At 35.8% G+C, this 20,109-nt stretch carries 23 protein-coding genes; 14 read left to right on the plus strand and 9 right to left on the minus strand.

What is annotated here, in order from left to right; genetic code table 11:
- Positions 1-93: 93 nt before the first annotated feature.
- The 3 genes from Q5760_RS06915 to Q5760_RS06925 all read left to right on the plus strand — a co-directional run bounded on the left by Q5760_RS06915 (position 94) and on the right by Q5760_RS06925 (position 3,746).
- Positions 94-1,557 (plus strand): DHA2 family efflux MFS transporter permease subunit, encoded by a 1,464-nt coding sequence (locus tag Q5760_RS06915; protein WP_428912515.1) that lies wholly within the window; start codon positions 94-96, stop codon positions 1,555-1,557.
- A 147-nt stretch (positions 1,558-1,704) separates the two neighbouring features.
- On the plus strand, positions 1,705-3,057 hold the full coding sequence (locus tag Q5760_RS06920; protein WP_428911468.1) for a S8 family peptidase: 1,353 nt from the start codon (positions 1,705-1,707) through the stop codon (positions 3,055-3,057).
- A 365-nt stretch (positions 3,058-3,422) separates the two neighbouring features.
- Positions 3,423-3,746 carry a hypothetical protein gene (locus Q5760_RS06925; RefSeq protein WP_428911469.1) on the plus strand — a complete coding sequence of 108 codons (324 nt, stop codon included), beginning with the start codon at positions 3,423-3,425 and terminating at the stop codon, positions 3,744-3,746.
- Positions 3,747-4,047: 301 nt separating this feature from the next.
- Here the strand turns inward: Q5760_RS06925 and Q5760_RS06930 are convergent, their stop codons facing one another.
- Positions 4,048-4,389 carry a hypothetical protein gene (locus tag Q5760_RS06930; protein WP_428911470.1) on the minus strand — a complete coding sequence of 114 codons (342 nt, stop codon included), beginning with the start codon at positions 4,387-4,389 and terminating at the stop codon, positions 4,048-4,050.
- A gap of 501 nt (positions 4,390-4,890) precedes the next feature.
- Here Q5760_RS06930 and ftsZ point away from each other — a divergent pair.
- The 4 genes from ftsZ (at position 4,891) to Q5760_RS06950 (ending at position 7,690) form a co-directional block, all read left to right on the plus strand.
- Positions 4,891-6,048, plus strand: coding sequence for a cell division protein FtsZ (gene ftsZ, locus Q5760_RS06935; protein WP_428911471.1), 1,158 nt, complete (start codon positions 4,891-4,893; stop codon positions 6,046-6,048).
- Positions 6,049-6,425: 377 nt separating this feature from the next.
- Positions 6,426-6,929, plus strand: a complete 504-nt coding sequence (locus Q5760_RS06940; protein ID WP_428911472.1) for a hypothetical protein — start codon at positions 6,426-6,428, stop codon at positions 6,927-6,929.
- A 152-nt stretch (positions 6,930-7,081) separates the two neighbouring features.
- Positions 7,082-7,300 (plus strand): DUF2187 family protein, encoded by a 219-nt coding sequence (locus Q5760_RS06945; RefSeq protein ID WP_428911473.1) that lies wholly within the window; start codon positions 7,082-7,084, stop codon positions 7,298-7,300.
- A gap of 189 nt (positions 7,301-7,489) precedes the next feature.
- Positions 7,490-7,690 (plus strand): cold-shock protein, encoded by a 201-nt coding sequence (locus Q5760_RS06950; protein ID WP_428911474.1) that lies wholly within the window; start codon positions 7,490-7,492, stop codon positions 7,688-7,690.
- A 74-nt stretch (positions 7,691-7,764) separates the two neighbouring features.
- On the opposite strand, the gene Q5760_RS06955 is transcribed toward Q5760_RS06950, so the two are convergent.
- The 3 genes from Q5760_RS06955 to Q5760_RS06965 form a co-directional block, all read right to left on the minus strand.
- Entirely contained in the window at positions 7,765-8,736 is a 972-nt protein-coding gene (locus Q5760_RS06955) for an extracellular catalytic domain type 1 short-chain-length polyhydroxyalkanoate depolymerase (RefSeq protein WP_428911475.1), read from the minus strand.
- Positions 8,737-9,066: 330 nt separating this feature from the next.
- On the minus strand, positions 9,067-9,243 hold the full coding sequence (locus Q5760_RS06960) for a hypothetical protein (RefSeq protein WP_428911476.1): 177 nt from the start codon (positions 9,241-9,243) through the stop codon (positions 9,067-9,069).
- A gap of 209 nt (positions 9,244-9,452) precedes the next feature.
- Entirely contained in the window at positions 9,453-9,578 is a 126-nt protein-coding gene (locus Q5760_RS06965; RefSeq protein WP_428911477.1) for a DUF4023 domain-containing protein, read from the minus strand.
- A 231-nt stretch (positions 9,579-9,809) separates the two neighbouring features.
- Between Q5760_RS06965 and Q5760_RS06970 the strand changes: the two genes are divergently transcribed.
- Complete coding sequence (locus tag Q5760_RS06970) at positions 9,810-9,956, plus strand: DUF3934 domain-containing protein (RefSeq protein WP_428911478.1); 147 nt, start codon at positions 9,810-9,812, stop codon at positions 9,954-9,956.
- Positions 9,957-10,260: 304 nt separating this feature from the next.
- On the opposite strand, the gene Q5760_RS06975 is transcribed toward Q5760_RS06970, so the two are convergent.
- Positions 10,261-10,749 carry a PaaI family thioesterase gene (locus tag Q5760_RS06975; protein WP_428911479.1) on the minus strand — a complete coding sequence of 163 codons (489 nt, stop codon included), beginning with the start codon at positions 10,747-10,749 and terminating at the stop codon, positions 10,261-10,263.
- Positions 10,750-10,964: 215 nt separating this feature from the next.
- Between Q5760_RS06975 and Q5760_RS06980 the strand changes: the two genes are divergently transcribed.
- The 5 genes from Q5760_RS06980 (at position 10,965) to Q5760_RS07000 (ending at position 15,413) form a co-directional block, all read left to right on the plus strand.
- On the plus strand, positions 10,965-11,501 hold the full coding sequence (locus Q5760_RS06980) for a helix-turn-helix domain-containing protein (protein ID WP_428911480.1): 537 nt from the start codon (positions 10,965-10,967) through the stop codon (positions 11,499-11,501).
- A gap of 18 nt (positions 11,502-11,519) precedes the next feature.
- Complete coding sequence (locus Q5760_RS06985; RefSeq protein ID WP_428911481.1) at positions 11,520-12,317, plus strand: CPBP family glutamic-type intramembrane protease; 798 nt, start codon at positions 11,520-11,522, stop codon at positions 12,315-12,317.
- Positions 12,318-12,344: 27 nt separating this feature from the next.
- The gene (locus tag Q5760_RS06990) at positions 12,345-13,256 is read left to right on the plus strand and encodes an ABC transporter ATP-binding protein (RefSeq protein WP_428911482.1); all 912 of its coding nucleotides are present in this window, start codon (positions 12,345-12,347) and stop codon (positions 13,254-13,256) included.
- Positions 13,249-14,073 (plus strand): ABC transporter permease subunit, encoded by an 825-nt coding sequence (locus Q5760_RS06995; protein ID WP_428911483.1) that lies wholly within the window; start codon positions 13,249-13,251, stop codon positions 14,071-14,073. Before Q5760_RS06990 ends, Q5760_RS06995 begins: the two co-directional genes overlap by 8 nt.
- 332 nt (positions 14,074-14,405) lie before the next feature.
- Complete coding sequence (locus tag Q5760_RS07000; protein WP_428911484.1) at positions 14,406-15,413, plus strand: LysM peptidoglycan-binding domain-containing protein; 1,008 nt, start codon at positions 14,406-14,408, stop codon at positions 15,411-15,413.
- A 110-nt stretch (positions 15,414-15,523) separates the two neighbouring features.
- Here the strand turns inward: Q5760_RS07000 and Q5760_RS07005 are convergent, their stop codons facing one another.
- Together Q5760_RS07005 and Q5760_RS07010 are read right to left on the minus strand one after the other, a co-directional pair.
- Positions 15,524-16,789: a diguanylate cyclase gene (locus Q5760_RS07005; RefSeq protein ID WP_428911485.1), complete on the minus strand. Its 1,266-nt coding sequence runs from the start codon at positions 16,787-16,789 to the stop codon at positions 15,524-15,526.
- A gap of 8 nt (positions 16,790-16,797) precedes the next feature.
- Entirely contained in the window at positions 16,798-17,199 is a 402-nt protein-coding gene (locus Q5760_RS07010) for a hypothetical protein (RefSeq protein ID WP_428911486.1), read from the minus strand.
- A gap of 222 nt (positions 17,200-17,421) precedes the next feature.
- Between Q5760_RS07010 and Q5760_RS07015 the strand changes: the two genes are divergently transcribed.
- Complete coding sequence (locus tag Q5760_RS07015; protein WP_428911487.1) at positions 17,422-17,829, plus strand: hypothetical protein; 408 nt, start codon at positions 17,422-17,424, stop codon at positions 17,827-17,829.
- A gap of 57 nt (positions 17,830-17,886) precedes the next feature.
- Here the strand turns inward: Q5760_RS07015 and Q5760_RS07020 are convergent, their stop codons facing one another.
- Positions 17,887-18,684: a Cof-type HAD-IIB family hydrolase gene (locus tag Q5760_RS07020; protein WP_428911488.1), complete on the minus strand. Its 798-nt coding sequence runs from the start codon at positions 18,682-18,684 to the stop codon at positions 17,887-17,889.
- A 127-nt stretch (positions 18,685-18,811) separates the two neighbouring features.
- The gene (locus Q5760_RS07025; RefSeq protein ID WP_428912516.1) at positions 18,812-19,837 is read right to left on the minus strand and encodes a CapA family protein; all 1,026 of its coding nucleotides are present in this window, start codon (positions 19,835-19,837) and stop codon (positions 18,812-18,814) included.
- Positions 19,838-20,109: the final 272 nt, after the last annotated feature.

A 20,109-nucleotide genomic window follows, 5' to 3' on the forward strand; every position in this document is an offset into this window, starting at 1 on the left:
CATATGAAATCAGATTTTCTTAAGGGGAGATATAAGGTGGACAAAAAGATTCATAAGGCTAATCGACCACCATATGGTGTTATTACCATATTGATGATCGGTGCTTTTATTTCATTTTTAAATAATACATTATTAAATGTTGCGTTACCATCGATCATGAAGGACTTGGATGTGGGACCAGCAACCGTTCAATGGTTAACCACGGGATTCATGTTAGTGAGTGGGATCTTAATTCCTACTACTGCATTCTTAATTCAAAAATATTCGGTTCGTCATCTTTTCTTGGCTGCAATCGGATTGTTTGCAATTGGAACGATGCTTGCGGGAATTGCGCATGTTTTTCCTGTTTTATTAGCAGGACGTTTATTACAGGCTGCAGGTTCAGCGGTTCTATCTCCACTATTAATGAATGTCATGTTAGTAAGTTTTCCAATAGAAAAGCGCGGAAGTGTAATGGGGATTTTTGGGCTGATTTTAATGTTTGCTCCAGCGATTGGGCCGACATTATCAGGTTGGATTGTAGAACATTATAGTTGGAGAATGCTGTTCCATTTTATTGCTCCGATTGCCATTGTTGTCTTTTTAATCGGATTTTTCTTACTGAAGGATAAAAAAGAAAAAGTCATTATGAGTTTGGATGTCGTATCACTGATCCTCTCAAGTATAGGCTTTGGAGGAATACTGTATGGATTTAGCTCTGCAGGAAATGCAGGGTGGGATAGCCTTCAAGTATATGGAACGATTATTCTGGGGGTCGTATGTTTAACTACATTTATTTTACGTCAATTCAAGTTCGAAAATCCTTTCCTCAATTTTAATGTTTATCAATATCCAATGTTTGCCTTATCATCCGCCATTTCAATGGTTGTGAATATGGCTTTGTTTTCAGGGATGATTCTTTTACCGATTTATGTTCAAAACATTCGTGGAATCTCCCCAATGGATGCGGGGTTATTAATGCTTCCAGGTGCGATATTAATGGCGTTTATGTCACCTTTAACAGGTAGGCTATTTGACCGATTTGGTGGTAAAATACTTGCCATTATTGGATTAACGATTACAGTTGTGACTACTTTTGCTTTTAGTCAACTAAGAATGGATACTCCATATATGTATCTAATGCTTATTTATTCTGTTCGTTCTGTAGGAATGTCAATGGTATTTATGCCTGTTTCCACAAACGGTTTAAATCAGCTGCCAAGAAGCCTTTATCCACATGGTACTGCGGTGAATAATACATTAAATCAAGTGGCAGGTGCGATTGGTACTGCGTTAATGGTTACCATTATGACAACTTATGCAGCATCTAGAGTAAAAGAACTTAGTGACGCCGCGATGAAAAATATCACAGGCCAACCTTCGGAGGCAGTATTAGCACAAATGCAAGAGCAAATTACGATACAAGCTACATTAGATGGAATTAATTTCTCATTCCTTTTTGCGACAGGTCTATCCTTAGTAGCCCTTATACTGGCTTTCTTTATCAAGCGAGCAACTCCAATGGAAGAGAAGCCATCTAAAGTGAAAATGCCAAAAAAGGTTGCGACTGGACATTAATATAAAGCAATGAAAATGGAGAATCCTTCCTAAGGGTTCTCCATTTTTTGTGACTATTGCGCCTTTTTTAGATCATTAGGACAAGAACCGCCTCACTTAGTCCCTTCTTTTCATAACCTGTAATAAAATAGAAAGGAAGGGATTATATTGTTTGGTTTTTCGATGGTTCAAATGGTGCGCAGCCATTCAGACAAGTTAGACCGTTCATTACGAGAAACAATATTGAACCAGTATAAACCGTTCAAATGGACTCCATGTGTCTTGCATAATATTTTCGAGAAAGCGATTAAAGCAACGAAAAAGCTATCCGTGATTATAGAATTTAAGGAGGGCTGTTTTAAAGAGGGGTGTAATGATCTTCATCACGTAACAGAGAATTATATGAAAAATAAAATACATCATTATTTTGAGAGAGTATCTTGTTGTAGTGCGGAATTAACTCCGAATGGATTAGAAGCGGTTTTATCCAATTGCCAGCATATTAAAAAAGTCTATTTGAATAGTGAAGTTAAAGCATTACTTAATGTCGCTGTTCCTTCAGCCAATGCACATAATGTCGTTAGAAATAAAACGAAGTTAACGGGGAAAGATGTAAAAATTGCTATTATTGATACAGGAATATATCCTCATAAAGATCTTGCAGGGAGAATTACTGACTTCGTAGATTTTATCAATGATCGGCAGGATCCATATGACGATAATGGACATGGAACCCATTGTGCTGGTGATGCCGCATCCTCCTCCCTATCCTATATGGGACCAGCCCCTGAAGCAAGCCTTGTTGGTGTCAAAGTATTAAATAAATTAGGTTCAGGATCATTGGATACGGTCATGCAGGGGGTTGAGTGGTGTATTCAATATAATGAAAACAACCCTGAAAGCAAAATTGATATTATTAGCATGTCTCTAGGGGCTCCAGCTCAAAACTATGCGCAAGAAAATGATGATCCAATGGTTCAAATTGTAGAGAAAGCATGGGAAGCCGGTATTGTGGTGTGTGTAGCAGCAGGAAATGAAGGTCCTAACTATGGGACCATTGCAAGTCCTGGAATCAGTGATTTAGTCATAACTGTAGGAGCCTTAGATGATAGGAATACTGTGGACACGAGAGAAGATGATGTTGTGGCTGATTTTTCAAGTAGGGGTCCAACTAAGTATAAAGATGCTGAAGGTAAAGATTATGTTACAAAGCCAGATCTATTAGCCCCTGGTGTTAATATTGTTTCCTTAAGGTCTCCTAATTCGTATTTGGACAAGCTTCAAAAATCGGCTAGAGTGGATAATGATTATTTTGTCTTATCAGGCACTTCAATGGCAACGCCAATTTGTGCTGGAGTGGTTGCCTTGATGAAACAGTATGATCCTACTTTAAGTCCTGATCAAATCAAAACGATGTTAAAGAGTGGAACAGATCTATGGACAAACGAGACATTGGTTTATGATCCAAACACGTATGGTAGTGGTTATATCAATGCTGAAAATTCGATTCCCCCACAGTAACAATCTCATCTATTCATCATTAAAGAATCTCTTGTGAACAAGCCAACGGGTAGCCTTTTGAAGGGCAAGTAATGAAAAAAAACAGGTTAAATAACTTGCGAAAAAGCATGGTAAAGGAATTCGCCATGCTTTTACTCATATAAACCTAAATCTAATGGTAAAACCGTTCGTCAAGAAATTTTTAAATATATTTCGATTTGTTACCTTAATTAACAGATAAGTTAAGAAAGGTTGAATATTTTGTTAATCGACAATATTTGCATAATAGCTTGTATATAATAGCTTTAGCTTTGAAGAAAGGAGTTGAACTTCTAGTCACCTAAATTTCAGTAAAACTACTAAAACCATTTTAGGGAGGAATCACAATGAAATTTAAAAAACTAACAAAATTATCAGCTCCAGTATTGGCCTTATTACTTGCTACGGCTTGTAGTGGTGAACAAGAAGAAGTAAATCCTGATGAAGAAGTTAATACGGATGTCAATGTAGAGGATCAGCCAGTAGATGGTGAAGTTGAAATGGACGAACCTTCGAGTGAAGAATTAGAAACTGAGACAGAGACAGAAGACCCGGCAAGCGAGGGCTTAGAAACAGAAGAACCAGCTGATAGTGAGTTAGAGTCAGAGGATCCATCTACAAACGAAACTGAAGAAGATCCTGCAGCTGAGGGTAATGAAACACAAGAATAACCCCCTTATATAATGTATAAGTGTTTAATACTTATAAAGTATCCTTTTCTAACAGGTTGTATTCTTGTTGGAAAAGGATACTTACTCAGGGACAGGATATCTTCTCCAATCCTAATTTGATATATTGCTACAAATACATATTTATTTCATTAAATGCGACAAATCATGTAGAAGGTATAGAAGTCATAAGTTACATTTCATGAATAGAATACATCAAAATAATACGAAAAAAACATACTGAAGCTAAAAGATTCTTATTTCATAAGGCTCTTTTAGCTTCAGTATGTTTTGTTTAGCGATTTTAGTATTCTTCAACCATTTGTGAACGAAGTACATTATATTTTTTGAAAAAATCAATGGCAGCTTTCGCTGAATTAATATTGTGTTTTTTACAGAGCGATGCTAATTTGAATAGTTTTTGAGTAGCTAGTGCTTTTTTGTTTGTAGCTACAACATAATAAATCAGCGTATTTTTAACAGAATGTGGCAGTGTTAACTGATTTAATTTGTAAAGAATATGGGATTGAGTACGAAGGGATGGGAAATGCTGTTGAACCTCGATTAACACTTCTTCCGTTGTAGATGCCTCTAAATAGTGGGCTAATTTTCGCTCTTTTTCTTCTATGATTGTTTCATTATGCACAATATCTCTCCTTTCTCTCCAAACGGAAACTTGTCCAGATTTCTTACATTAAAGGATTTTACCACTTTTCTCTATTTGCTAAACTGTTCAAAAACAAAATGGATTAGCCATAAAGAACAGACTGCGACCGTTACATAGATCCCTATGGTAAGTAAGATTTCCATTATTTTTCCTCTTTCTTGGCAAAAATTATACGTTTCGATTAATATTATAAAGATTAGAACAATGGGATTTTGTCGAATAAAGGAAGGTATCATCAAATTTAATACAAATGTAAAATTTAAAATATAAACACATAAAAGTGAAAAGTTTTTTTATGATTAGTTCTTTTGACTAGCAGGATTCTATCCATAATATATAGAATCCTCTTGTGTATATGTTTAAAAGTATAATAAGAGTACATTCACCTAAACTGTTTAACCACCAATTAAGTGGAGCAATACCATTCATATGGCATAAAAGAAAACAAGGTGACTTATACAGATATAGGAGGGATTTTGTTTGTTTGATTATTCATTGGAGATAGATCAAAATGCGAGAATAAAAGTAATTGGAGTTGGTGGCGGTGGAAATAACGCTGTCAACAGAATGATTGAGGATGGGATCGAGGGTGTTGAATTTATTGCGGTCAATACCGATGCTCAAGCCTTAAGACAATCCCATGCAGGAATGATCATGCAAATCGGCACGGCCTTAACAAGGGGTCTTGGAGCAGGTGCGAATCCAGATGTGGGTCGCCAAGCTGTTGCTGAAAGTCAAAATCAAATTAAAGATGCTTTGCAAGGTGCGGATATGGTTTTTGTTACCGCTGGAATGGGTGGAGGCACGGGAACAGGAGCGGCGCCTGCAATCGCTCAAATTGCTCGTGAACTAGGGATTTTGACAATTGGAATTGTTACAAGACCATTTACTTTTGAAGGAAGAAAACGTGCCAAGAATGCCGAAATGGGTATCGAAGCCATGAAGCAAGCAGTCGATACATTAATTATTATCCCGAATGATCGTCTATTAGGAGTGGTTGGTAAAAAAACACCTATGATAGAGGCTTTCAGAGAAGCGGATAATGTTCTTCGTCAAGGAGTTCAAGGCATTTCAGATTTAATTGCCGTACCAGGATTAATTAACCTAGACTTTGCAGATGTGAAAACAATTATGTCAAATCAAGGTACAGCTCTAATGGGAATCGGAATAGCAGAGGGAGAAGGAAGAGCCGTGGAAGCAGTGAAACAAGCAATCTCGAGTCCACTCCTTGAAACGTCTATTTCTGGTGCAAAAGGGGTATTAATGAACATAACGGGCGGTAGTGATTTAAGTCTTTTTGAAGTTCAAGAAGCAGCTGACATTGTTGCATCTTCTTCAGACGAAGAGTTAAATATGATTTTTGGATCTATTATTAATGAAAATCTAAAGAATAAAATCGTAGTTACAGTAGTGGCTACTGGATTCGATGAGGTAAATATTCCTTCTATGAAACCAAAGCAATCATCACCGTCTGAGAAAGTACTGAACCGAAGAAGAGATGAAGAAAAAGAACAACATCAACATCAACATGTTTCATTTAAACGGGAAGAAGTTACTTCTTTTAGTGGCTTTAAACAGCCAACAGAAGATTCATTGGATACCCCCGCTTTCTTAAGAAATCGAAGAAGGCGATATTAATATGTTAAAGACTGATTTCAATGATGCTTCAGGCGTCTTTGAACTCAGTCTTTTTTAATTTTTGGCTGTCTTAAATGTTCAGATTACTTTGGATTACTTTGATTGTAGCGGAAGGTACGAACACTCCTACGGGCGAAGAGAAACAGGTGAGCTATCTTAAGACTTGAAATGTCAAGGTGACTCAGGTGTCCCTCAGCGAGCAAAAAGCGAAGTGCCTGAAACGGAAATGAACACCCCAGTTTAACAGTGTCTTGTTTTTAACAATCAAATATGAAAGGTTCTATGAAAATATAGCTAAAATGCTTTAAAATGATAGTAGGGATTAATAGATAAATAAGCAATCAGGAGAAGTGTAGAGAATTAAGGTGTTGATGCTAATGGTTAATGTAAAATCAGTAAAAATTGATGGGGAAATGATCCATATTTTTAGTAGTGCCATTTATATGGTTGAATCAAGTAAAGGCTGTACTTTAGAATTAGATCTCATTGTAAGTGAAGTGACTATTAGGAAGTATCAAAAAGAAGAAACACTTATTGTTGAATTTGAATTAGAAGACAATCGCTTGTTTAGTGCTATTATGCACGTCAAAGTGCTATCAGGAAGGTTACCAATCATGAATTTGTTTTGTGAGGTGGATGATCTTAATGAGTTTTCTGGTATCCAAGTAGTAAATGAATATGACGCAGAATTTCCGAGTGTAGATGAAAGGATAACCATTGAAGAAATTCGAAAGGTTGAGATGCCTACTGAAAAGATAAACTTAAAATTGATTCTACCTATCGATCAAGTTGAATGGTTACGCACACAAAAAGGAAGAAATTTAAGTCAGATTTTCACAAAATTGATTTATGATTACTGGAAAGAACAGAATCAAAAATAATAAGGATTTTATTCTATTTTCGTTGAATTACCTTTATGATCATGAGAGCGGTTATGAATATATGAATGAAAGTCGCAACATTTAGGAATGCTTATGTAGTATAATCATTAAGATCAATGTTGCCTAGGCTCTAAGTTTAAGGAGGAAAAGGGATGTCTGAAGAACAACAAGTAACTGAAAAGGAAAAAGGGACCGTTATTAAAGCTAAAGAAGGCGATATGGTTCAAGTAAAAAAAGGTGCACAAGCTGGAAAAAAAGGAAAGGTCGTTGTTGCTCGAGAAAACTCAGTTATTATTGAGGTTGGCATTAATCCCAATACAGGGGAACCTGTCAAAACGGTTGTGAATCATAAAAATTATAAAATCGTCTAAACACAAAATAGATTTTAAAGATTTTCTTGAGGATGATTATTTGCTTTTCCATTTATTACCTGATATTATGGTGATGAATTATTTTTGTTCAATGATCAATTAGATTAGAGGTTTTTATGCTTTTCGTCTAAGTAGTCGAACAAGGATAGTAATAAAAAGTGTTAGAAACGCTGTAGGAGGCAATACGAAATGGAACAAGGTAAAGTAAAATGGTTTAATTCTGAAAAAGGTTTTGGATTTATTGAGCGTGAAGGTGCAGATGATGTATTTGTACACTTTTCAGCTATCCAAGGCGACGGGTTCAAAACATTAGACGAAGGTCAAAGCGTAACTTTTGATGTTGAACAAGGTCAACGTGGACCACAAGCAGCCAACGTCCAAAAAATTTAATTTATTAGCTTGAAAAAAATAAAGGTTCCAAAAGGTGAGAAACAATCCTTTTGGAATCTTTTTCTTTTCATCAACTAAATTTTTTTAAAGAAGTTCCAAATGATGGACGAAGCATCAGGACCAGTGGGGTCACAAAAAAGTCCTTTCTTCCCACCAGACCAAGTATGCCCCATTTCGTGGATCTGCCAAAATTCAATTAAAAGTTCTCCTCTGGAGTCTTCATAGACATGGTAGGTGTAGTTTTTTCCATTCCTGGATACATCTAATTCTACTTTGGAAGGGATTACATTTACTCTCCCATAACCTTTTGCTAATAAATGATGCATTTGAGCCCATTGAATGACGAGCTGCTTACTATTAACGGGATTTACAGTTGTATCGTTCATCCCATGAAAAATGATAATCGGAACTTTTTTTCGTTCTTGTTTAGTTGAAAGGGCTTTCTTTATTTGGCGAAAAGCTAGCTCACCTGATTCATAAGGGTCTTTTACTCCATTTTTCATGGCCAATTCCGCTTCACGGTTCCAAGGGTCCTTCCATAAATTGGTTTTAGCAGCATCGTATGGTAGCCCAGCAAACGAAGCAATTCCGCTAAATAAGTCTGGATACGTGACCCCTAAAATACCAGCCATGGCTCCACCAGCAGAAAATCCTGCTGCATAGATTTTTCTTCGATCTACACTTATCTGATATCGATTTTTTAACAATTGTTCTACAGCCGTAATCATACTCGCAATGATTTTGGGAAGACCCATTCCACGACGCTGGTTCTCTTCTAAAAACCAGTTCCAGCATCCTGCTGGATTGGATTTATGAGGTTCATCAAAAAGGGGGTTGAAAAGGCGATTCATCGTTGGGTAGAGGACAATAAATTGCTCTTTCTCAGCAAGTTCATTCATACCGGTTTCTTCGGAAAATTGATCAGAATCTTGCTCACACCCATGAAGCATGACAACGAGAGGCAAAGGAGTTTCTTTTGAAGAAACATTAGGCACATATAATTTATAAATAAACCCTTCATGTAAATATTCTTTAAATGTTCCCATTTTCCACCCTCCTTACGATTTTAAATTGAAATCGATTTCCCATTAAGGAGTAGTTTTAAAGATATTACCAGGAGAACTTTAAAAAGGTGTCTTTATAACATATGTTCAAGTTAGCATTCTTGCCACACTTATCTGAAAATGATACATAAAGGAAATGAAGAGCTGCTTATATAAAAATAGAAGTCATGTTTGTAACAGTCTAGTTGTCTTTTTATTACATAATGAAAGATTGTAAAATTGTTATAACAAAATAAAAAAAGCGAGTGGCTTGCGCCCTTCGCTTTTAAAAAAATTTGTTTGAATGAGTAGTTGAAACGGGATCTCCCCAAATCACATATCAACTAAATTTGCATACTCTTCAACAATCTCTTTGTAGCTGCCAGTAGTCGTAATAAACCCTTCGTTGTCATCGTAGCAGCTTTCATGTGTAACTTTACTGAAGATGTCTAAAACGACTTGATCTTCATCCTTAAATTGTTGTTGACATTTTGAGCAAACGTTTTCCATTTGTTTTTTCCCCTTTCCCTTATTAAGAATTCAACTATATTTTACCATGTAAGCGTTGACATGTAACGACTAATTTTGAACATTTTGTGAACTTTTTAGGAATTTTTGCAATAATATACTATTATCTGTCAAAAAATGTATGCTAGAATAAATAAAAAGACCTATTTTATGAAATAGGTCTTTGAATGGTTTTAACGGTTATCGGTGAATTATCCTTTGTCTCGATTTGTAGGTAACTTTGCACTTGGATTATGATGGCCTTGACGCTTACGATTTTGCTCATCTTTCTTTTGTTTTTCGTGAAGTTTCTGGACAAATTCATTCGTGTTTTCCATGTAAAGCCTCCTAAGCATGTTTTATCTGTCATTACTTTCTCCATATTACGTAAAAACATGCAATAAGGGACAGGTATTAGAAAATAAATTGTTATTGCTTAGAACGATATTCAGTTTCCCCAATCCGTTTCGATATATTTTGGATCAGAAAATTTTGTTCGGTTTTCTCACGAATTTTTTTCTCGCAAAAAGGTAACGAATAGACTATGATTATTAAACGGAGTTGATGATATGGTTAAAGCGAAATCAAAAAGTGGAATAGGGAGGGGCACAGATAAAAAAGGCTGGAACCGTTGGCAGGCTAGTGCAAACAAAGCTAAAAGTGCAAAACCCTACAAAAGTAAGGCGAATCAGCAGAAAAATAATAAGAATAAATAAAATGATAAAAAGTCCATTCTCACAAATAAGCTTGAGGAATGGACTTTTATTATTGTCTTTTTTATCCCGTCTTTAACTAACAGTAAGCACAATCTATTACTGAAAGTAGGAAGGAAGGGATCATTTGCCAGTAAAGATTCGATAGAGCACCGTAACAGGGGATGAATAGGCTGAAAACGCAACGTCCTGTAACGCGGAGCCTGATGCTTTTTCTATGGCATATAGCCCAAAGAAAAACCTTATCGTAACGCCTGCATTAGCGCATCTTGTGCGTCGAAAAGCCCCCAATTAGGGGAGTTTTCCTTTATTTATTTGTTCTAGTTGGATTTTTTAAGATTCCCATAATCGAAAGGGCCTCAACGGATTTTTCCTCATCCTGAGTCATAGTTGCTGAGAGGTAGGAAATAAAACTACCGAACTTTTGGACCTTTGCCTCGATCGTTACTTGACCAGTATGTAACGGCTTATGAAAAGTTGTTGCGATATTTATAGACGAATGGGTTTGATCTTCATTTATTAGCGTTGTTATTGCATAGGACATCATAATATCAATGGCTGCCGTTATAAACCCACCGATTACAATCCCATTTGCATTCAATAGGTGTTCTTCAATGTTCCAAATCCCGACAGCTTTTCCTTCTTTTGCCTCTAATAGAGTGATTCCAAGCATTTTGTCACATTCTGGAGGTGTTATTTCCCCCGAGATAACCTTATGTAAATCAATCAAATTTAAGATCATTCCTTTCATTCTAATCGAATTTTGAATGGTCTCAGTCGCTAGTTGCTTATCCATCATACCGTATAAATGTTGAAATTAGTAGAATTTTGCATTACGTTTATTTTAATTTTTTGAAAATTTATCAACTTAACATTCTAATCAAGGTTAGCAATAAATGAAAAATATATTATCATTATTGATAATGATAATATATTATGATAAATTTTATTTGTAGATGTTATCATTATTGAGAATGATAACAATATACTATATCGGAAGGTGAATGAAACATGAATGCATCGAAGATAAAGACGATTTTGCATCCGGTTCGGATGAAAATAATTCAGGCTCTCATTAATGGAAAAGAAATGACCGCTCAGGAATTAGCACAATGGGCAGAAGATGTTCCACAAGCTACTTTATACCGTCATATAAACAAGCTGCTAGACGCTGACTTTATTGAAATAGTTCAGGAAAATCCGGTTAGGGGAACCGTAGAGAAGGTCTATGCATTGAAGGAACCAGATGTACAATCACAGGAAGATTATTTAAAACTATCAAAAGAAGAACACCTTGAATTGTTTTTAACGTTTACGACACAACTATTGAGTTTGTATGAAAGTTACTTAGCTCAAGATGATGTGGATATAGTGAAGGATGGCGTAAGTTATACAATGGCCAATCTTTATTTATCAGATCAGGAATTTATGGAGCTTATGCAGGGGATTGGATCGCTTATTGGATCCGCGATAAAAAATGAACCAACACCTGAAAGAAGGGCAAGAAATATTGCTACCGTCATTATTCCAGAGCCAAGGAAGAAATAATATTGAGGGGGAAGCAAGATGAAGAAAATAGATTTGAAAATTGCTTTATTACTTGCGACGATCTGTTTTGCAGGGGGATTGCTTTTAGTACCATATCAACTTGATACTCTTCGGTTGATGAACGGTCCAGTTGATTACGCAAAAATAATCGGAGAGATCCCACTTCCCATAAGTGTGTTGACCCTCATCAGTGCGGTCCAATTATCAATTATTAGCTTTATCCTTGCCTTCTTAGGACTTAAAGTTGCAAGAAAAACGGGTTTTTCCTTTTCAATCTTAGAATCAATTTTGAAAAAAGGGAAAAAGGTTGTCTTTCATGGGAAATCTATTTGGCTCTCGGTATTGTTTGGGGCGATTACAGGTTTCATTTTAGCGGGGGCCGATAAATTTTATTTTCAAAACCTAATCCCTAAGCTCGCTAATTCAGAACCTGAAATTTCTCTTTTGGGCTTATTTGCTGGGGTGTTGTATGGAGGGGTTTTTGAAGAAATCTTAATGAGGTTACTTTTCATGAGTTTGTTAGTGTGGGGATTGCAGAAGGTATTTAACAGAAATAAGGAAAAAAATGATGGTTGGATTTATTGGTTTTCAAACTTCATCGCTGCCATTGCTTTTGCTGCCGGTCATTTACCTGCAACAAAGATGTTTTTCGGTGAATTAACTGGAATTCTTATCCTACGTTGTTTTTTAATAAATGGAATTGGTGGAATTTTTTGGGGATTTCTCTATTGGAAAAAGGGACTTGAGTATGCCATCATTTCGCACATGTTTGCCCATATTACGATGCAATTATTATTTATTCCGTTGTTTTACTAAATATTTAGAGAAGAGGGGGAGAATGTCATGAGTCCAATTATTGAAGTAGCAGGTGTTTCAAAAGCGTTCGACAGCCAAAGTGTTTTAAAGAATGTGAATTTTAACGTAAATCAAGGAGAGATTATTGGATTATTAGGACCGAATGGAGTGGGAAAAACAACGTTTATTCGAATATTGAATGGAGTATTGAAATCAGATAGTGGCTCCATTTCGATTCTAGGCTACAATCCTGTTTCAGAGGGTGATGAAATATTGAAGGTTTCAGGAATCGTGACGGAAAGTGCTGGTTTATATGGGCAAATGAGCGGGGAAGAGAACTTAGCCTTTTTTGCAGAGTTATATGGTGTGACGAACAAGCAGAAAATCGATGAATTGTTGAAATTGTTTGATTTACAGGGTCACAAACATAAAAATGTGAGTACCTATAGTACAGGAATGAAAAAAAGACTTGCACTTGCTAAAGCGTTAATACATGAACCACAAATTTTATTTTTAGACGAACCAACAAATGGTTTGGACCCTGATGGAATTAAAATGGTCCTCTCTTACTTGAAAAAATATAATCAGGAAAATGGAACAACGATCATGATCTGTTCTCATGTATTGCATCAATTAGAGGATATTTGTCATTCGTTTGCTTTTATGGAAAAGCAAACGATTGTTGAACAAGGTTCGTTAGAAGAGCTTGAATCGAAGTATATAAAAGATATTAACGTAAAGGTTTATACCGATTTTCTTCCAAGAGAAAGCTCGTATTTTTTAAGTTTCCCGTGTAGACAGGGTGAGGAAAATCATGTCATTTTTACGTTGCCCTCAAAGGATCGAATTCCATTTCTATTACAGGAATTATTAAAAAAATATAAGGTTTATGCGGTTGAAATGATGAACAATGATTTAGAATCCATTTATTTTAAAGTGAGGGAGAAAATCAATGAATAGTCGAATTTTTAAGGCCATTGTTAAAAAGGATTTAATGGATATTTATCGCAGTAAAAATTTACTTGCCACATTGATCATTATCCCGATTCTTTTTTCTATTATCCTTCCTGCGACCCTTTTAGCCGGTGCTCTTTTCTTTGATTTAGATAAATTAACGGGAGCAGATGCTCGCCATTTAGTCGATTCGTTTGTAACCCAATTAAATAATGGCGGGATCAACTTTGAATCGCTTGAGCAGCAATTTGTTTACTTGTTTATTAACTATTTATTGCCATCATTATTTTTATTGGTCCCAATTATTACCGCGAGTACAGTTGCCGCAAATAGCTTCGTTGGAGAAAAAGAACGGAGAACACTAGAAAGTTTACTTTTTTCACCAATCACGATCAAGACTCTGTTTATTAGTAAAGTGGCTGCATCCTTTATTCCATCGTTTCTTGTGTCAATCGTAAGTTTTATTTTGAGTGGGCTCTTAATTAATTCAATGGGGTATCCGTTATTTGGAAGCTTGATTTTTCCGTCAGCGAACTGGCTAGCTCTCGTTTTCTGTTTATCTCCAATGGTTTCATTTATGACGGTGCTACTTAATATCTATATTTCTTCACGAGTTAAAACCTATCAAGAAGCTCAGAATATTAGTGGAGTTATTGTTCTTCCTGTTATTGCCTTGTTGGTTGGGCAAGCAAGCGGTTTATTTTTAGTCGGCACTGGACTAACTTTGATCATTTCATTTGTCATCCTCATCATTAATATCGCACTCCTTCAACGAATGACCAAATACAATGACCGATTTCTTTTATTTGAAAAACAAATTTAGTTCATCTAGGGGGTTCTTTTTGGTAAGTAAAGAACTGCCCTTGTTCTTTTTGTATACGCATATTCTCTATCCTTTCCAACAAACTAAAGGTAAATCGTTTATATAGATTGGTGTGAGTAATTCTTTAATGATCGGAATGAAGATTCATCGAGTTTTTTTGCATAAAGTTTTCATTTGGATAGTTGCGTGATTGAAAATCATCAAGTGGGAGTCCTAATCAAAGATTACATTTGACCACACTAAAGAATTCCTTAGATGGGTGTGTTGAATCCTAATTTTGTATTTAAACCTCTCATCTTCTCCACATGTTTGACAGAGTAAAGGTGATATAAATGAAGGGAATCGATATGAAAAAATATCTTGTAGTTGTTTTTGTCTGCATTATTTTATTATTCATAACAGAAATTCCTGCAACGGCATTTCAGAATATGGACAGTAATCTTTATGTGGTTAAGCAAGGGGATACTCTTCCTGCGATAGCAAAGAAGTATGAAACGACGGTTGAAGAGTTAATACGTTCAAATGGATTGCAGTCTGAAGCACTATTGGTGGGTCAGAAATTAAGGATACCAATTTATTACGAGATTGAGCCAGGCGATACCCTTAAAGAACTAGCTAGCCGCTTTCGTTCGACCGTCGAACTGATAAAAGAATCTAACTCATTATCAAATGATAAACTTATTGCTGGGCAAGTCATTTTTATACCACCTAAAAAGTTAATGATGGATGGACAGCATATTTTGCTCACGAAAGAAGAATTTGCGGATTGGTTGTTCAATCATCAATTTAAACGAAACATTAGTCTTATTCAGGAACACCATACCTTTTTACCATCCTATAAACACTTTCATGGGAATAATCATATTAAAATGTTGAAAAGTATGGAGCATTTCCATAAAAGTAAACAGGGATGGAATAATATTGCACAAAATCTTACCACATTCCCAGATGGTAAGGTAGCGATTTCAAGACCATTTGATTCCGCTCCCGAAGGCTCTATTGGATCTAAAGCAAACTCAGTTGGAATTGCCATTGAAAATGTAGGAAATTTTGATGTTGGACATGATGTGATGACAAAAGAACAGCATGATACGATTGTCTATATTACAGCCTTACTGTGTTTAAAATTTGGGTTAACTCCATCTGTTGACAGTATAACGTATCATCATTGGTGGCATTACAAAACAGGGGAAAGGGTCCTGGATAACACGCCAGAATATAATGTGAAATCCTGTCCTGGAACTGGATTTTTTGGTGGGAATTCAACAGCAAGTGCAAAGAATTATTTTTATCCATTAGTACTCAAAAGAATGGAGGAAATTAAGGCAAATAGGGAATAAAGATGATGGTTTTAGTGCTGTCTCAAAAGTAATCATGACAATGATTTCAAAGGATCTTTCCGACAAAGTCTTTTGTTGAAGACAAATCACTTATGAGACAGCCTAATCGTTTAAGAGCGAATATACTGATAATATTCTGTATCAGATTCAAGCATATGTCCGATAATAATATCTTCTACAATAAAAGTAAAAAATGAAGCGGATTCGATATTTTTATTTTTATTTTTATAGGAATCTTTTAGTTGAAGGGCTTTTTGCACTAATTCGCGATGAATAGCGGCATGATTTTGAACATCAGGATAGCCCAAACCTAGTAATATTTGTTCTTCGTCCTTAAAATGGTCGATGATACTGTGTAAAACAATGTCTATCTGATTTATGATTTGATTTTGATCTGCTTTTGCAAGCGATAGCTGGATAAGTCGTGCCCCTTGTTTTACTAATTCATGATGTTGATGATCGATCCCTTTGTGACCACATTCCCATTCCTTATTCCAACGTATGTTAATAGGGATAAGTGGGATATGATTTTCAAATTCAGAAGCAATCACTCGGTTACGTCCATTGTTTTTTGCATAATATAAGGCTTCATCGGCTCGTTTGTACCAATCTTGGAAGGATTCAAATTGTTTTCTTTCTGAAACCCCAAAACTAGCTGTTACGGTACCAACGGGAGAAAAAAAGCTTGTTTCCATTTTTTTGCGAATCTTTTCTGAAACAATTAATCCACCTTGTAAAGTAGTGTTTGGTAAAAGGACCACAAACTCTTCACCACCAAATCTTGCGATTATATCAGATTTGCGTATTAGCTCTTTTGTTAGTCTCGCGGTGTGTTTAAGTACTTCATCGCCAACAGGATGACCCCACTGGTCATTGACTATTTTAAAATGATCGAGATCTAATAGGACCATCGTCAGTGGCTCGTGATTTTTATCAGAATGGCTCATTTCACGATTTATGACTTTGTCGATATAATGTCGGTTATAAATACCAGTTAACTCGTCTGTAACGGCTAAGGTCTTTAATATTTCATTTTTCTGTTGAAGTTCTTCGGTTAATTGTATGAGGCTCATTTCCTTCAGACATTTTTCAGTGATGTCCCTTGCAGAAGCATAAATGAAGTTTCCGTTAGGCTGGGATTTCCATTCTAAATAACGATATGAGCCATCCCTGCATAACACCCTATTCACAAAATGATTGACAGACTTTTGTCCCTCTAATTCCCTCATCGCATTCAACGAAGACGATAAATCATCTTGATGGACAAGTGTAACAAAACTTTTTCCTTCGAGTTCCTCGGCCGTGTAGCCTAGTATCTGTTCAAACTTATGATTCACTTTAACAAATTCCCAATCGGTATTGGCCACACAAAGCATATCTGGATTTACGGATAAAATCCTTGAATTTCCTTATCTAATAAGTACTCTTTTGTGACATCATGATACTCACAGGCAAAAACATCTTGATCTAGTGGGTATACCGTGACGCGAATCCATTTTTGAATCGTGTAGTGATTCATATCGAATTGGGATGTACTGCCTTTTAAAATGGCTTGATTGAAAATCGTTTTCCATTGAAACTCTCCCTCCCATCCCTTCGGAAAAACCTCATAAAATCTTTTATTTAACACATCTGAGGACTTTAAATCCAACAGTTTTTCATAAGCATGATTTAACCCTAAACATTCATAGTCAAATGGCATACCCGATTCATCCAAGACTACTTTATGATAGGAATAGGCTGTTGGAGATTGGTTAAAGAATGCGTTAACATAATAATGCTCCATTTCAATTCCCCCTAAGGCCCCTATATACCTTAACTATACAACAAGAATGCCATTAATAGTGACTTTAAAACTAAAAATGCAGGGAAACTTGTATAAAAAATAAATCGTAAGTCCTTCTTTTTTAAAAAGGTATCCAAAAAGATTTTTCTGAAATAATGTTTGAAAGCATACTAATTCGTTTATAAAGATAATGAAGAAATGTTGAGTAAAAGGAAGTGCCTTATGAACGAATGGATGTCGGGGTTAACGGATTCTAATGAACAGTTGATAGGACTTGTTCTAACCATAATGGCTCTTGTGTTTATTGTTTCAATTCTACGTTCCGTTTTTCGCATGGTAATGCCACTGTTGGTTATTGGATTGATAATGGTTGTCTTTTTAGGTTTTACGCCTATTGAGGTGATTGATAAGGGGAAACAAATTTTGATGAATGGTAGCCAGATCATTCTAGATCATATGAGTCCATTCATTCAACAGGACAATTATGAGATTGAAAAAGGTGAAAAAGGTGAAACAGGTGAAACAGGGGTCCCACCTGAACATGATCCATATCAAGATGGGGAAGGGGTTCCAGGACGTAACAAGGACATTCTTAAGGAAGATGAAAATGGAATGGTAAACCAACTGTAATATGGTAAAGCAAATAATAAGCCGGTTTTTCATTTGTGAAAACCGGCTTTAAAAGATTTAATAACTGATTAACTGGCGGACCGCATAGGAGAAACCATTTTCATCATTTGTCTTTGTAACTACATCTGCTTCTTGTTTAATGTGGAAAGGGGCATTTTCCATTGCAACAGAGGTGGTTGCAACTTTAAACTGTTCAACATCATTTCCGCCATCTCCGAATGCGAAAATCTCTTCAAAATCTTCATTCGCTAATTGCTGATAACGAATTAATGCTGCTCCTTTATTCGCTTCAACGGAAGTGAATTCAACATTGTTCGGATGTGATGACGCCATGGATAACTCTAGTTTTCCACCTATAGCCTTTTTAGCAGCATCAATTTTTTCTAATTCATCAGGACGAGACACAGCCATGACTTTGTAAATCTTGAGATCTTCTTTTTCTAATATTTGGTCATAATTATAGTTTGCAAAAATAGGTTGTATTTCTTCAGGGCTTTTATCTTGAATTTCAGGGTTTCGACATGGAAAGCCACCTTGGTTTGTATAAACCATGACCCATAATCCTAAATCTAGTAAAATCGGAAGTAATTCTTTGTAGGTATGTATAGGAACTGAAGCTTCATAGAGGGCTTCTCTTGTTGCTGAATATACAATTGTTCCGTTAATACTTATAATCGGGGTTTGTAGTTTTTGGATTTCTTCATATTTAATTACATCTTCAATCGCTCGTCCGGTATTAATAATCACTTTATGTCCTTGAGCTTGTAATTCTTGTAACACTTGAAAATTCTCTTCTGAAATTTCATGTTTTGAATTTAATAACGTACCATCTAAATCAATTGAAAAGCATTTCATTTTTGTTTAAGTTCCTTTCTTGAATCCCCAGTTCATGGTTAATATGTGTCTATGTAATCATATCAAATAATGGAATAAATACAAAGAGGCAGATCTAGCCTTACAAACTGCCAGATCTGCCATCTCATTATTCCTTTTGATCATATACGATCCAATTGGACCCATTAATTTGGTCAGATGAACTGATAATTTTTTGCATGACTCGATCAGCTTCGGTGCCTGTTAATGGAACAGGCTGATAATTATTTCGACTGGACACCGAAGAAATGGAGAAAGGAATTACATTAATTTGTTTTTCATCTGTAAGAGCATCGTTTTTAAAATGAAATGTTTGTTGGAATACATATGTGTCTTTATCACTAGGATTGCGGTTTCCGCCAAACATAAAGTTTCCAAGACTATATACAATAAATTTTCCGTTATATTCTTCAATTCCTTGTACGACATGAGGGTGGTGTCCAAGAATGAGATCAGCCCCAGCATCGATAGAGAATTGAGCTAAAGATTTTTGCGATTCAGTCGGTACGTATTGTCGTTCGACTCCCCAATGATAATGGATAAGAATAAGTTGTGCCCCTTGATCACGCAATGATTGAATATCCTTTTTAACTTGGTCACGTATTTCAGAAGTGTCATTCCAGCCTTCATATCCTAAGGCCCCAATTTTAATATCCTTCACTGTGGTCATATATTGATGATCATACCCAAAATATCCAATATTATGATTTTTCAGAGTGTTGATGGTGTCTGTATAGCCTTTATCCAAATAATCACGAATATGATTATTGGCTAAGTTCACGGCTTCGATTCCACCTAATTGAAGAATTTGGGCGTAAGAAGGATCTCCTTTAAATCTAAACTTTTTCTGTGCCTTTTGTGTGGCTGTTGTGAGTGTTGTTTCTAAATTCACTGTTGTTAAATCATCGGCTTGAAATATATCTTTTATGCCTTCTACAAAGTAGGGAAAGCCATTCTTATCTACTTCATTAACGAATGACCCTGAATAGCCAAAGGCTTCATCTGTTCCGATCGTAAAATCACCTGCAGCACTGATTGTAATACTTGTTTCCTTTACTGGTTCTGGCTTAGGCTCCTCTTTAATCTCAGGTATATTTTCAACATTTTCATCCTGAGGACCTTCTTTTATCTCCATTTCACTTTTTTCTTTTTCTTCAACCGATCCCACAACTGTTTCTTTTGGTGAGATATTCGATATGAGAATACCAGCAATTGTAACGACGATAATCAGTGGGATACCAATGATTAAAATTTGGAAAAGATTTTTCTTCACTCGTTTTTGTTTTTTGTATTTGGTCACTCTCGTATTATTTGGGCCATTACTCATACAAATTAACCACCTTTTGTAAGTGTTATCATTACTAGTTTAATAGATAAGTAATCATTTGGGTATCCTTTTTTAATTTC

The organism is Niallia sp. Kr1, from assembly GCF_050389805.1.
In the GTDB taxonomy this organism is placed as follows: Bacteria; Bacillota; Bacilli; order Bacillales; family Cytobacillaceae; genus Bacillus_BD.